Raw genomic sequence first — 13,404 nt, 5'->3', positions numbered from 1 at the left:
GGGTCGTCCCGTTTTTCCGGGCAGGTCTTCCGAGGGCCGCAGGGAGTGGCACATGTGGCTCGTCGTCACTGCGCTCAAGCGCCCATACACCTTCATCGTGATGTCGATGCTCATCGTCCTCACGGGGGTGTTCACCATCCTCCGGATGCCGACCGACATCTTTCCGGAGATCGACATCCCCGTGATCTCCGTGATCTTCAACTACGGCGGCTTGCCGCCCGAGGAGATGGAGAAGCGCGTCGTCAACAACTACGAGCGTTTCCTCACGACCATCGTCAACGACATCGAGCACGTCGAGAGCCAATCGCTCACGGGCATCGCGATCGTAAAAGTGTACCTCCAGCCCGGCGCGAGCGTCGAGGCCGCGACGGCGCAGATCACCGCGGCCTCGCAGGTCGCGATCCGCCAGATGCCGCCGGGCATGACGCCGCCGCTCGTCATCCGCTACAGCGCCTCCAACGTGCCGATCATGCAGGCCGCGCTGGAGAGCGAATCGCTGAGCGAGCAGCAGCTCTTCGACTACGGCGTCAACTTCATCCGCGCCGACATCGCGACCATCAAGGGCGTCCAGATCCCCTGGCCCTACGGCGGCAAGCAGCGCCAGATCATGGTCGACATCGATCCGGCGCGCCTCTACGCGTGGGGCCTGTCGCCGCGCGACGTGAACGCGGTCATTGGTCTGCAGAACGTCATCCTGCCGGCCGGCTCGGCGAAGATGGGGGAAAACGAGTACCCCGTCATCATGAACTCGAGCCCCGCCGCGCTCGAGGAGCTCGGCAACCTGCCGCTCAAGACCGTCGACGGCAAAACGATCTACGTGCGGGACGTCGCGAACATCCGTGACGGCAACGCGCCGCAGCAAAGCATGGTGCACGTCGGCGGCCAGCGCAGCGTGCTCATGACCATGCTGAAGGGCGGCAACGCGAGCACGCTCGACGTCGCCGGGCGCATCCGCGAGATGCTGCCGGGGACGATGGAGAAGCTGCCCAAGGACCTCCGGGCGACGCTCCTCTTCGATCAGTCGCTCTTCGTGCGCGCCGCCGTCGAGGGCGTCGTGCACGAGGCGCTCATCGCCGCCGTGCTCACGGCGCTGATGATCCTGCTCTTCCTCGGGAGCTGGAGGAGCACGCTCATCGTCGTGCTCTCGATCCCGCTCTCGATCCTGGTCTCGATCATCATCCTGAACGCCCTCGGCCACACGCTGAACACGATGACGCTCGGCGGCATGGCGCTCGCCGTCGGCATCCTCGTCGACGACGCCACGGTCGCGATCGAGAACATCCATCGAAACCTCGGCCAGAAGAAGTCGTTCATCCGCGCGATCGTCGACGGCGCCCAGGAGATCGCGGTCCCCGCGCTCGTCTCCACCTTGTGCATCTGCATCGTGTTCGTGCCGGTCGCGTTCATCACGGGCGCGGCGAAGTCGCTCTTCATCCCGCTCGCGCTGGCCGTCGTCTTCGCGATGCTCATGTCGTACGTCCTGTCCCGGACGCTCGTGCCCACGCTCGTCCGGCTCTTGCTGGCGCGCGAGGCCGAGGAACACGCCCCCGGCCATCACGAGGCGCCGAAGAGCGTGTTCGGCCGCATTTTCGTGCGGTTCAACCACGCCTTCGATCGGCTGCGCACGTCCTACGGAAAGCTCCTCGCGTGGACGCTCGCGCATCGCGTCGCGTTCGTGGGCGGCTTCCTCCTCTTCGTCGCCGCGTCCGTCTCGCTCTTCCCGCTCCTCGGGCGCGACTTCTTCCCGCGCGTCGACGCGGGGCTCATCAAGCTCCACGTCCGCGGCGCGCCGGGCACGCGCCTCGAAGAGAGCGAGCATCACTTCGCCCGCATCGAGGACACGATCCGCGAGGTCATCCCCCCGCGCGAGATCGAGACGATGATCGACAACATCGGCATCCCGGCGAGCGGCATCAACCTCTCGCTGAGCGAGGGCGCGCTCATCTCCTCGGCCGACGGGCAGATCCTGATCTCGCTGAAGAAGGGCCACGCGCCGACCGAGGCGTACGTCCAGAAGCTCCGCGAGAAGCTCAACACGAGCTACCCCGACTCGACCTTCTTCTTCCTCCCGCCCGACATCACGACGCAGGTCCTGAACTTCGGCCTCCCCGCCCCCATCAACGTCCGCGTCGTCGGGCCGATCGGCAAGGAAGAGGACACGTACGCCGTCGCGGAGAACCTCGTCGCGCGCATGAAGCAGATCCCTGGCGCGGTCGACGTCCACCTCGCCCAGGTCTTGCGCCGGCCGCAGCTCCGCATCGAGGTCGATCGGACGATGGCCGACCAGATGGGCCTTACGCAACGTGACGTCGCCAGCGACATCCTGGTCTCGCTCTCGTCGAGCGGGCAGGTCTCGCCGAGCTACTGGCTCGACAAACGCGGCGTGCAGTACCTCGTCGCCGTGCAGACGCCCCAGTACGCGGTGGGCTCGGTCGACGCCCTCAACGCGACGCCGCTCTCGACCGGCGACGGGAGGCCTCAGCTCCTCTCGAACGTCGCGCAGGTCCAGCGCGGCACCGGGCCCGTGAACGTCACGCACTACAACGTGGCGCGGACCTACGACGTCCAGGCGAACGTCGAGGGCACCGACCTCGGCTCCGTCGCGACTGCCGTCTCGAAGCTCGTCGACGGCATGCAGGGCGAGCTTCCGCGCGGGACGAAGGTGACCGTGACGGGGCAGGTCGAGAGCATGGACTCCTCGTTCCGCGGCCTCGGCTACGGGCTCTTGTTCGCGATCGTGCTCGTGTACCTGCTCATGGTCGTGAACTTCCAGTCGTGGCTCGATCCCTTCGTCATCCTGATGGCCCTGCCGGGCGCCATCGCGGGGATCGCGTGGATGCTCTTCCTCACGCGCACCACGCTGAGCGTGCCCGCGCTCATGGGATCGATCATGTGCGTCGGCGTGGCCACGGCGAACTCGATCCTCGTCGTGACCTTCGCCAACGACCAACGAGCGATCGGACGTGACGCAACGTCAGCAGCCCTCGCCGCGGGCATGACGCGCCTCCGGCCCGTCCTCATGACCGCGCTCGCCATGATCATCGGCATGCTCCCCATGTCGACGGGTCTCGGTGAGGGCGGCGAGCAGAACGCACCTCTCGGCCGCGCGGTCATCGGCGGCCTCCTCCTCGCGACGGTAACCACGCTTTTCTTCGTGCCGGTGATGTACAGCATCCTCCGCAAGAAAGCGCCCATGACGGATCCGCTGACGGAGTCGCTATGAGCCCCAACGAGTCGCATCCCATCCAAGATCCCGCGTCGACCCCGAAGGCCGACGACCTCGGCTTTGACCTGCCGCCGCCGGCGGCATTTTCCCGGACGCAGGTGATCGCCGCATGCACGGCGCTCGCCCTCGTGCTCGGGGGTGTCTTCGCCGTGACCTACCTGCCCCGCCGGAGCGCCCGCGCGGCGCTCGAAGCGGGCGTGAAGGCGGCCGAGACCACGGCGCCGCGCGTCGAGGTCCTCACGCCGAAGGTCACGTCGAGTGATCGCTCGCTCGTCCTGCCGGGCAGCATCCGGCCGCTCGAAGAGACGGTCGTCTACCCGCGCGTGAGCGGCTACGTGCGCAAGTGGAACGTCGACATCGGCGACAAGGTCGCGGAGGGGCAGGTCCTCGCCGAGATCGACACGCCCGAGCTCGATCGGGAGCTCACGCAGGCGAGCGCCGAGCTCACGCAGGCCAAGGCCGCGCTGATCCGGGCCGAGGCGAGCCGTGATCTGTCGAAGTCGAACCTCGCGCGGTACGAAAAACTCGTGCCCGCGGGCGTGGCCTCGCAGGAGGACCTCGACCAGCGGCAGGGGCAAGCACGCGTCGACGCGGCGAGCGTGACCGTGGCGCAAGCCTCCATCACATCCGCATCGGCGAACATCCAGCGCATCCGTGATTTGAAGGGGTTCGCGAAGATCGTCGCGCCCTTCGCGGGCACGATCGTCACCCGGTCGATCGACCGGGGGGCGCTCGTCTCGTCGGGCAACGGCACGCCGCTCTTCCGCATCGCCGCGACGGACCCCGTGCGGGTCTTCGTCGGCGTCCCGCAGGACATCGCGCCGAGCGTGAAGGCGAACGCGAAGGCCATCGTCTCCGTGCGGGAGTTCCCGGGGCAGAACTTCGAGGGCACGGTCGCGCGCACCTCGGGCGCGCTCGAAGCGGCGACGCGCACGATGAACACGGAGGTGCGCGTGCCGAACCCCGACAACAAGCTCCTCTCGGGCATGTATGCCGAGGTCTCGCTCACCCTGCCCTTGCCGCACCGGGTGCTCGAAGTGCCCGCGACCGCGCTCTTCAACGACGCGAAGGGGCTTCGCGTGGCGGTCGTGGACGCGGAGAACAAGATCCGCTTCGTGCCCATCACGGTCGAACGCGACACGGGCGCGACGATCCTCGTCTCGACCGGCCTCGACGGGACCGAGCGCGTCGTGAAGCTCGCGAACGTGCAGCTCCTCGAGGGGACGACGGTCGAAATTTTGCTCCCCGCGCCCCCTCCGAAGTAGCCCGGACGCCCGGTCAGCGCCCGCCGCCGCCTCCCGGCGCGCCTTTTTGCCCCCCAAACGTCGATCCCCCGGTCCCGGGAGCCGATCCCCCGGTCCCGGGAGTCGATCCCCCGGTCCCGGGAGCCGATCCCCCGGGGGAGTCGCTTATGGGACCGGGCGAGGCGCTTTCGGGGCCGGGGGAGGCGTGCCCGGGCTCGGCGGTTGTGTGTCCGGCTGCGGAGGTATCGCACCCGGCCCAGGAGGCGACCCGGGCAGGCCCTCCGGCGGGCAAGCCAGCCCCTCGCCCAGTTGCTCGTCGCCCGGCGGACAGGTGTAGGGGGTGGTGCGCGTGCCGGGCGGCTGGCCGCGTTGTGTCCCCTGGTTGTCGATATCGTCCTGCCCCTGCCCTGCCCCGCTGCTCTGGCCCGCGCCGCCGCCGGCTCCGTTTTGCGCGAATGCCGCGCCGATCAAACCCATCCAGATGCCGAGCGTCGCCGCTCCGCGTTTCCACCCACGCGCCATGACGTGCCTCCGTCGTCGTCAGGCGGCGACCGCGCCGCCCCCGTGCGTCCCGCCTGCAATGGAAAGGCCACGCCCCGCCGACGTGCGTTCGCGCTCAGCATCCAGCACAGCCCAGCTCGGCAAAGATGCGAGCTGGAGGGCCAGGGATACGTCGATGGGCGGAGTCAATGGCTCGCATCGCGCGCGTGTGGGTGGACGCGTCGAAAAGCAATGGGTCGCCCGCGCAGCCCCTCTTGCATTTCTTCCAGCCTTCATGCATCTTGTCGCTTCCGAAGGAGGCCCGTCATGCGACCGATTGCGATGATGAGCCTCGCCCCGACGTCCCGCTGACGCCGGCGAGGCTCCTACCCCGGACCGAACGAAGCGCGCCGCGAAGACACGCGGCAGGCACGGGTTCGTCACGCAGTCGGAGCATGGAATGACGAGAGATCGTTCGCGGGGCCGCGCTGGCTCCGCTCGGGATGCAGATTCATTTTTCGGAGCAGCAGACGACCGGAAGGTCGAGCGCAAAGAGCGCCAGCTCTGCCGGCAGGTGCAAGAAGCGGTGAGCGAGGCGCTCGCCGGAATCGAGGACGATGTCCTCCTCGAGGTGTGGGTGGCCGACGTGGAGCCCGCACCCGACGCAGGCAGGCTCGCGGTGATCGTGCAAGCGCCGCGGGGTGCGTCGCCGGAGGAGGTGGCGGCGCGGCTGGAGAAAGTGGCCGGGTATCTGCGCGGGGAGGTGGCAAGCGCAATCACGCGAAAACGCGTGCCGACGTTGACCTTTCGCGTATTGCCGCCCGAGACGGGAGGAGAATCGTGACCGCACACGTCGCGACCTTTCTGCCCGACGGAATGAGCGCCGAGCTTCGGGCGGCACTCGCACGGCTCACGCGAACCGAGGATGTCGTGCACGTCGCGGTCATGCCGGACGCGCACGTCGCCGAGGAGGTCTGCGTGGGCACGGTGACGGCCACGACGCGGCGAATTTTGCCAGCCGCCGTGGGAGGCGACATCGGCTGCGGAATGGTGGCCGTGCAGCTCCAAGCGGACGCCGGTCGGCTCGCAGATCGCGACCGGGCGGCGCGGCTGCTCTCGGGGTTGTACGAGCGCATTCCGCACGTCCTGCACCCGACCGCAGCGGCGCCGGAGCTGCCGGACGAGCTTCGAGAGGCGCCGATCGGCGACGGCGCGCTCGAAGCCCTGAAGCGGCGCGAGGGCCGGATGGAGTTCGGCACGCTCGGCCGGGGAAACCATTTTCTAGAGGTGCAGCGCGACGACGAGGAGGCGCTCTGGCTGCTCATACATTCGGGCTCCCGCGCGATGGGTCCGGCCATCCGGCACCATTACGAGGGCCGCGCAGAGCGTGATCCCTCGGGGCTCGCATTTCTCGAAGCAGACAGCGAGGCCGGCCGGGCCTACCTCGACGCCGCAGAATGGGCCGCCCGGTATGCGAAGGCAAGCCGGGCGCGCATGCTCGACGCGGCAATCAGCCTCTTCGGCGAGCTCTTTGGCATCGAGGCCGATCCAAGCTCGCGTATGGAGGTCGATCACAACCACGTGCGGCGCGAGTCACACAGCGGGCGCGAGCTTTGGGTGCATCGAAAAGGCGCGATGGGCCTGCCAGCAGGCGAGCCCGGCTTGGTACCCGGTTCGATGGGGAGCGAGAGCTTTCACGTCGAAGGCCGCGGCCACCCCGAAGCACTCGATTCCTCGGCACACGGAGCCGGCCGAGCACTCTCGCGTTCCGAGGCGCGCAAGCGCATCGGGCACCGGCAGCTCCTCCGCGAGGCCGAAGGCGTATGGTTCGACCACCGCATCGCCGATCGGCTGCGCGAGGAGGCGCCAAGCGCGTACAAGGACATCTCCGCAGTGATGCGCGCGCAGCGAGAGCTCGTCCGGATCGTGCGGAGGCTCCAGCCAGTGCTCGTGTACAAGGCGGCGTGAGCCTCGAGCAGCCTTGAGCCGGGGCGCTGCCCCGGACCCCGCGGGGGCTGTCCGCCCCTCGACCCGGACCAGGCACGGCCTGGACCGAGGGGGGAAGAACTGCGCGGTGCGCAGTTCTTCCCACGGGCCGGTGGCAAGACCATGGAGGTGGGTTCCAAGCGGGCGACGCGCACGCCGCCGGTGGAACCTGCGGCGCTGCCGCGTTGGTTGGCAAGGTCGTCGCTGGTCTTGACCTGGCTGTTCGATGAACTGCGCATCGCGCAGTTCATCGACCCCGCGTCCAGCGCTTGCGCTGGTCCGGGTCCAGGGGTGGACAACCCCTGGTCGGGGTCCGGGGTGAAACCCCAGCGAGGCGCCTGACTGGACAGTTCCCGCAGCACAGGAAAGGTGATACGTCACGGAGCGGCCTGCTTCGGTCGTTCCTATGCTGCGCCTTTCCCTGCTGATGTCCTTTTGCTTCCTCGCCGGGTGCATCCGCGAGGACGTCCTCAACGACGGGCAAGCGACATCGGCGCCGGCGCCTCCGGCCGTCTCCGCCGCGGAGCTCGCCCCCGTGGACGTCGCGCCCGCGGCCGACACGCCGGCCGCGCCGAGCGTCCCCATGCCTCGCGCGTATCGCAAGCGGCTCGACGCGGCCGTGACGCTCAATGCGACGTGCATCGCGTGCCATGCCGACGAGGCCAAGCAATGGCAGGGCTCGCACCATCAGCAATCAAACCTCAATCCGGCGTATCGCAAGGCGTTCGCCATCGAGCCCTCGCCCTTCTGCCGCGGCTGCCATGCGCCGGAGGGGGATCCTCGGATCGACCCGCCCAAGGCCGTGAGCGAGCTTGGCGTCGGCTGCGTGACCTGCCATGTCACGGAAGAAGGTTTTGTCCTTGCCGCGGCCTCTCCCGGCGACGCTGCTGCCCGCGCGCCGCACCCTTTGCGCCGCTCGACCGCCTTCAGCCAGACGGGGGGCTGCTCCGGTTGTCACGAATTTCGTTTTCCGATGGGCATGGGCAACGACGACGGCCAGTTCATGCAGACCACGGCGCGCGAGCACCTGCGCTCGCCTGCGGCTGGGAAGGCTTGCGCCGATTGCCACATGCCGCGCGTCGAGGGCCGCCGCTCGCATGCTTTCGCCGAGGTCCGTGATCCCGTCTGGTTACGGAACAACCTGCACGTGAAGGCCGAACGCGCCGAGGACGATACCCTCCGCGTCACGCTCGTCCAGCCCGCGCCGGGGCATGATTTTCCCACCGGGGACCTGTTTCGCCGCCTCGAAGTCGGCTGCGAGCTGAAAAACGAGCGTGGGACCGTCCTCCGCCGCGAGGTCCGCCACCTCGCGCGGCATTTTCACGTCATCCCGGGACAACCTGGCCGGCACCTCGCCGTGGACGACCGCGTGGGCCGGGATCCGAGGGTCGTCGACCTGGACCTCACGCCTCCCTCCGGGGGGCCGCAGCGCGGGACCCTCTCCTGGTGGGTGCGGTATCAGCGTGTGGCCACCGTCGGGACCGGGACGAACCCGGCCGACGCGAAGATCGAGTCCGAGGTCCTGCTTCATTCGGGGGAACTTCCGTGGGACGCGAAATAAACGCCCTTTCGCTTGGCCTCCTTCTCGCGTCTTTGGTCGCCTGCAACCAATCGACCCCACCCACGCCCGAAAAGGAAACGCCGGCTGCGTCGATTGCGCCGCAGAGCTCGGCGAGTACCGCCACGAATCCCGTCGTGGAGCCCCCTCCTCTGCCGAAGGTCGTTCCCACCCTCGCCGCCGAACCTTTCGCGCCCAAGGGCACGCACCCCGAGATGCTCTTCGGCATTGAAGGCGGGCTCGCCGTGGTGGAGGACCTGCGCGTGGGCCGGCTCGTGGACGGCGAGCGTATCGAATGGGTCGGCCAGATCGTCGACGACAACAAGCACCTCGGAGGGAGCCACATCGTCTCCGTGCACGGTCGATTCCCCGACGCCGTCGACGTCATCTACCAGAGCAACGAGGGACGGGCTCCTCAGCCCACGTATTTCCCGCTGACCGGCAAAGGCGAGCGTTTCCGGGTCGGCGACGGCGGTTCGCCCGGGGTCATCGCCGGCGTCGCCACCGTGGGCGAGTCGACCCTGGTCTCCGCGATGATGTACGAAGGTTACGTCTTCAAGACGGTGCGAGGGCCCGCGCGCGTCTACAAGCATCTCTCCCACGCCGCGGCCGGCTGCAGGCCGGAGGACGAGTTTCGCTTCATGGGCCACACGGGTGAGGTGCCGGCGATCGCCCCCCGGGCCTTCGCCGCCACGGAGACCGGCACGATGATGACCGTGGGGTTCAACTGCGGAAAAGGAAACCCCGCCGCGGAGGTATGGGAAAAATCTGGCAAGTCGCGGCCCCTTGCCCTGAGCCCCTTTCTCCTGGACATGCAATACAGGCCCGAGTTCCTGAAGGGCCGCGGGGACGAGCTCTTCCTTTTCCCCGGCAAGGGAGAGCCCATTCTCCATTACGTGAACGGCAAGTTCGGATCGCTCCCGCGCCTCGACAAGCCCTTCAAGCGGGCCTTCGTCTCGAATGGACAGCTCCACGCGAGTGACGGCCGGACGATTCATCGGTTCGATGACGGCCGATGGACGCCCATCGCGCACCTCGCCTGGCCGACGAGCTTCGACACCATGGCCCTCGAAAAGGACACGTTGTGGGCCTCCGCGGGCATGACCGTCTTGAAGCTCCGCGAGACGAAGAGCATCGCCTTCGAGGACGGCTGCCCGACGCCGTTCGTGTACCTCTACGACGTCGCCCCGCAAAACGCCCCCGACTTCACGTTCCCCACCACGCAAAAGGCGCTCTCCACGTTCGAGGGCGCCGCGGACCTCGGCCTCGTGGAGTTTTTCGAAGGAACCCGGCGCCTCGGGATCACGGTGAAAAGCAAAGCGCAAGGCGAGGCCGTCGTCGCGCACTTGAAGGCCACGATGACGGACGAGGATCCCAGGCTCCTCTGTTACGCCCCGAAAAAAAACCGCGTGATCCCCATGAAGCCGAAGCGGAAGTGATCACGACCGGCGAAAGCCAAACTGCGCTCGAACGCCGGCCTCGGCCTTCCGCGCCGCGTGGGTCGTGCAGACGAGGTCCACGAAACACGACACCGGGACGTGGCGCACGAGCACGACGCCGTTTTGCGCCTCCCACACGCCCTGCCCCACATCGCGCAATCGATCGGCCGAGATCTCCAGCATGATCGGGGTCGCCGAGCGTTTGCCGACCTTGCTTTCGAGGCTCGGGGCCAGGTGCACGTGCGTGCGCTTCTGCGGCGAGAGGCCTTCCCGCGCGATCGGCGCCGTCGCCTCGACCGTCGTCCCGTGCCAGAGGCTCCCGCCGGCCGTGTAGGGGCGCCACGACGCCTCCAGCGCCTCGATCGTGACGGGCATGTTCTCGGTCGAATGCCCCTGGCTCGCGCGCACGCGCTCGCCTTCGAGCTGGAGGCGGCTCTTGTTGTTCGTCGCGACCACCTCGTCGAGGGCCGCGCGGCTGATGCGGAGGTACCGGAGCACCTCGGGCACGGGCACCCAGCCGGCCGCATCCATCGATACGCCGGCCTCGCGCGCCCCGTGGCGGAGGAGCCAAGAGAGGGTCTTGCTAAGCTCTACAGTGTTCATGAGGCCCCGAGGGTAGCGAACCGAGCCATCGGCGGAAGTCGTCTTTTCGGATGAGCTATCCTCCTGGCGGATAGTCATGCTCGAGACCTCGTGGCTTCGCGCCTTCAGCGCCTTCGCCGAACACAAGAACTTCACGCACGCCGCCCGCGCCCTCGGCCTCTCGCAGCCCGCGCTCCACGCGCAGGTGCAGAAGCTCGCGGAGATCGTGGGCAGCCCGCTCTACCGCCGCGTCGGCCGCGCGCTCGTGCTGACCGACACCGGCGAGCGGGTCGCGGCGTATGCACGACGAACGCTGGCGCAGCAGGTCGAGTTCGTCGAGGGCCTGCGCGCAGGTCGGCCGCGCGCGCGTGTGGTGCTCTGTGCGGGCGAAGGGGCGTATCTCTACCTCCTCGGCGAAGCCGTACAGCGCTCGGTGCGGGATGCGCGCACGCCGCTGTCGCTGCTCGTGCGGGACGCGGCGGGCACGCTCGCGGCCGTGCGCACGGGCGAGGCGCACGTGGGCGTGCTCCCGCTGGAGACGCGGCCGCCGAGGCTCGTGGTGGAGCCGCTCGCGGTGGTCGGGCAGATGCTCGTGGTGCCCGAGGGCCACGCGCTCGCTGCCAAGGAACGCGTGGAGCTCGCCGATCTCGAAGGCGCGGCGCTCGTCGTGCCGCCCGAGGGCCAGCCACAACGTGTGGCGCTCGACGAGGCGCTCCGGGCCGCGGGCGTGCACTGGGACGTGGCCGTCGAGGTGCGCGGCTGGCCGCTCACGTTGCGGTTCGCGCGCCTCGGCGCCGGGCTCGCGATCGTCAACGACTTCTGCCGCCTGCCGCCCGGCCTCGTGGGGCGCCCGATCGCTGGGTTGCCGAGCCAAACCTACGCCGCGATCCGCCTCGCCGACGCGCCGCTCGAAGGCAGCACCGAGCGCGTCTGGCGGCGCCTCCTCACGGCGGCGCGACGTTGATCCGGAGGTCCCGATCGAGTGATACTCGCGCGCCCTTCATGCCCCGCGACCCGCTCCGCACCGCCTTCCTCGTGACGATGCTCGGCGCGCTCGCTGGCTGCGCGAAACCGCCGGAGACCGTGTATTTCGTGGCCGTGGGCGCTCGGGACGAGGTGCCCAAGGCCCGCGGCGCTTGCCGCGTCGCCGAGGCCCGGCCGAGCGCGCCGATCCATTTCGACCCCGCGGGCCAGACCTACGAGGCGGTCGACCCGGGCCGCGTGCGGATCCCCTGCGCGCAGGGCGTCGTCGTGCTCGACGTGCGCCGCCCGAGCCGCGTCCACGTCGACACGACCCAGGCCGCCAAGCGCGGCGATCTGCTCGTGATGGAGCTCCAGTCGTTCGACGACACGGGGCAACGCCTCTCGTTCGGCCGTGCGCCCGTCGCGTGGTCGTTCACGGGCGCGCTCGGGCCTCGCAGGCCACCGCCGTGCACGGGCGCGGAGGCGGCCTGCGCGCCGGAAAACGCGGGGTATGCGGTGGCCTTCGACGAGGGCGAGGGCCAGGTGCTCGCGCGCTTCGGCGGGCTCTCGTCGCGGATCGTGGTGACCGTCTTGCCTTGAGCTCGAGCGTGGCGGCTACGCCTCGGGCGACGTCATCCACTGGACGAACTGCACGAGGAGCCCGTTCGGGTCCGTGACCTGGAAAAACCGCTCGCCCCAGGGCTCGGTCTGGAGCGGCGTCGTGATGGGCACGCCCTCGGCGCGCAGCCGCGCCTCCTCGGCGTCCACGTCGCCCACGACGAACGCCAGGATCAAGCCGCCGGCGTGCGCGTGCTTCAGGGTCTCCGGCTGGAGCGAGGCGAGCCCTTGGCGCAGGAAGATGAGGTGGTAGCCGACGTCCTCGCGCTTCATCGAGACGAAGCCGTCCGCCGCCATCCCCGCGGAAAACCCCATGTGCCGGGCGAAAAAGTCCCGGGAAGCATCGACATCCCTGACGTTGAGCGAAATCGCCGTCGCGGTGGTTGCTTGCATGCGTGTGTTCCTCGATCCTGGGAAAGGCCCCTGGTGATGGTGGACGTCAACTGCGTACATCGTACAGAGTATGTCGTACGGTGTTCCGGTCAAGGGGACGGAGACCGATTTCATGCCGCCGAACAAACCCGCGACCCCGGATCCCGCGCGCACGCTCTCGCTCCTGTGGCGGCACACGCTGTCGCCTTCGCGGACGCGGGGGCCGCGGCCGTCGCTCACGGTGGATCGGGTCGTCGAGGTGGCCGTCACGATCGCCGACGAACAAGGGCTCGACGCGGTCACGGTGCGCTCGGTGGCGCAGGCCTTGGGCGCGTCCCCGATGTCGGTCTACACGTACGTGCCCGGAGGAAAAACGGAGCTGCTCGAGCTGATGATCGACGTGGTGTACCTCGGAGAAGGCCGGCCTGCGCTCGATGGGATCGGCTGGCGGGATCGGGTGACGGCCGTCGCGAACCAGAACCGGGCCCTCTACGCCAAGCATCCGTGGCTGATCCACGCGTCCACGAGCCGCCCGCCGCTCGGTCCGGGCGTGATCACGAAGTACGAGTACGAGCTTTCGGCGTTCGACGGCCTGGGGCTCTCCGACGTGGAGGTCGACGCGGCGCTCACGTTCGTCCTCGGGTTCGTGCAGGCGAACGCGCGCAGCGCCGCCGACGCCGCCGCGCTGCCCGAGGCCACGGCCATGACCGACGCGGCGTGGTGGGAAGCCCAGGCGGAGCTGCTCGGCCGGGTCGTGGACCCCAAGAAGTTCCCCCGGGCGACGCGCATCGGCGAGGCCGCGGGCGCGGCCCAGGGCGGCGCGTACCAGGCCGACGCGGCGTACCGGTTTGGCATGGACCGGGTCCTCGACGGGCTCGATCTGCTCGTCGAGCGAACCAAGAAGGCGCGATGAGCGCGCGCCTCCGCGACGACCAG

12 protein-coding genes are annotated in these 13,404 nt (G+C 69.0%); 9 read left to right on the top strand and 3 right to left on the bottom strand.

Features of this window, described 5'->3' with window-relative positions:
- Positions 1-52: 52 nt before the first annotated feature.
- A complete protein-coding gene (locus POL67_RS24655) occupies positions 53-3,223 on the top strand; it encodes an efflux RND transporter permease subunit (RefSeq protein ID WP_271921173.1) in 3,171 nt (1,056 codons plus the stop codon).
- A complete protein-coding gene (locus tag POL67_RS24650) occupies positions 3,220-4,491 on the top strand; it encodes an efflux RND transporter periplasmic adaptor subunit (protein ID WP_271921171.1) in 1,272 nt (423 codons plus the stop codon). Before POL67_RS24655 ends, POL67_RS24650 begins: the two co-directional genes overlap by 4 nt.
- Before the next feature lie 144 nt (positions 4,492-4,635).
- On the opposite strand, the gene POL67_RS24645 is transcribed toward POL67_RS24650, so the two are convergent.
- On the bottom strand, positions 4,636-4,992 hold the full coding sequence (locus tag POL67_RS24645; RefSeq protein WP_271921169.1) for a hypothetical protein: 357 nt from the start codon (positions 4,990-4,992) through the stop codon (positions 4,636-4,638).
- Positions 4,993-5,410: 418 nt separating this feature from the next.
- Here POL67_RS24645 and POL67_RS24640 point away from each other — a divergent pair, with 418 nt between their 5' ends.
- The 4 genes from POL67_RS24640 to POL67_RS24625 all read left to right on the top strand — a co-directional run bounded on the left by POL67_RS24640 (position 5,411) and on the right by POL67_RS24625 (position 9,933).
- Positions 5,411-5,794 carry a ribosome-binding factor A gene (locus POL67_RS24640; RefSeq protein WP_271921166.1) on the top strand — a complete coding sequence of 128 codons (384 nt, stop codon included), beginning with the start codon at positions 5,411-5,413 and terminating at the stop codon, positions 5,792-5,794.
- The gene (locus tag POL67_RS24635; protein WP_271921164.1) at positions 5,791-6,918 is read left to right on the top strand and encodes an RtcB family protein; all 1,128 of its coding nucleotides are present in this window, start codon (positions 5,791-5,793) and stop codon (positions 6,916-6,918) included. The genes POL67_RS24640 and POL67_RS24635 overlap by 4 nt, the downstream gene beginning before the upstream one ends.
- A 424-nt stretch (positions 6,919-7,342) precedes the next feature.
- Positions 7,343-8,497 carry a multiheme c-type cytochrome gene (locus tag POL67_RS24630; RefSeq protein ID WP_271921162.1) on the top strand — a complete coding sequence of 385 codons (1,155 nt, stop codon included), beginning with the start codon at positions 7,343-7,345 and terminating at the stop codon, positions 8,495-8,497.
- A gap of 134 nt (positions 8,498-8,631) precedes the next feature.
- Positions 8,632-9,933, top strand: coding sequence for a hypothetical protein (locus POL67_RS24625; RefSeq protein WP_271921160.1), 1,302 nt, complete (start codon positions 8,632-8,634; stop codon positions 9,931-9,933).
- Here the strand turns inward: POL67_RS24625 and POL67_RS24620 are convergent, their stop codons facing one another.
- Complete coding sequence (locus tag POL67_RS24620; protein WP_271921158.1) at positions 9,934-10,536, bottom strand: RNA 2'-phosphotransferase; 603 nt, start codon at positions 10,534-10,536, stop codon at positions 9,934-9,936.
- A gap of 76 nt (positions 10,537-10,612) precedes the next feature.
- On the opposite strand from POL67_RS24620, the gene POL67_RS24615 reads away from it, so the two are divergent.
- Together POL67_RS24615 and POL67_RS24610 are read left to right on the top strand one after the other, a co-directional pair.
- Positions 10,613-11,479: a LysR family transcriptional regulator gene (locus POL67_RS24615; protein WP_271921156.1), complete on the top strand. Its 867-nt coding sequence runs from the start codon at positions 10,613-10,615 to the stop codon at positions 11,477-11,479.
- Positions 11,480-11,517: 38 nt separating this feature from the next.
- Positions 11,518-12,078 (top strand): hypothetical protein, encoded by a 561-nt coding sequence (locus POL67_RS24610; RefSeq protein ID WP_271921154.1) that lies wholly within the window; start codon positions 11,518-11,520, stop codon positions 12,076-12,078.
- Positions 12,079-12,093: 15 nt separating this feature from the next.
- Here POL67_RS24610 and POL67_RS24605 read toward each other — a convergent pair whose 3' ends face one another.
- Positions 12,094-12,489 (bottom strand): VOC family protein, encoded by a 396-nt coding sequence (locus POL67_RS24605; protein ID WP_271921152.1) that lies wholly within the window; start codon positions 12,487-12,489, stop codon positions 12,094-12,096.
- Positions 12,490-12,559: 70 nt separating this feature from the next.
- Here POL67_RS24605 and POL67_RS24600 point away from each other — a divergent pair, with 70 nt between their 5' ends.
- Positions 12,560-13,381 carry a TetR/AcrR family transcriptional regulator gene (locus tag POL67_RS24600; protein ID WP_271921150.1) on the top strand — a complete coding sequence of 274 codons (822 nt, stop codon included), beginning with the start codon at positions 12,560-12,562 and terminating at the stop codon, positions 13,379-13,381.
- Positions 13,382-13,404: the final 23 nt, after the last annotated feature.

Origin of the sequence: Polyangium mundeleinium (assembly GCF_028369105.1) — a bacterium.
Classification (GTDB): Bacteria; Myxococcota_A; Polyangia; order Polyangiales; family Polyangiaceae; genus Polyangium; species Polyangium mundeleinium.
This window is presented reverse-complemented; position numbering and strand designations above follow the sequence as displayed.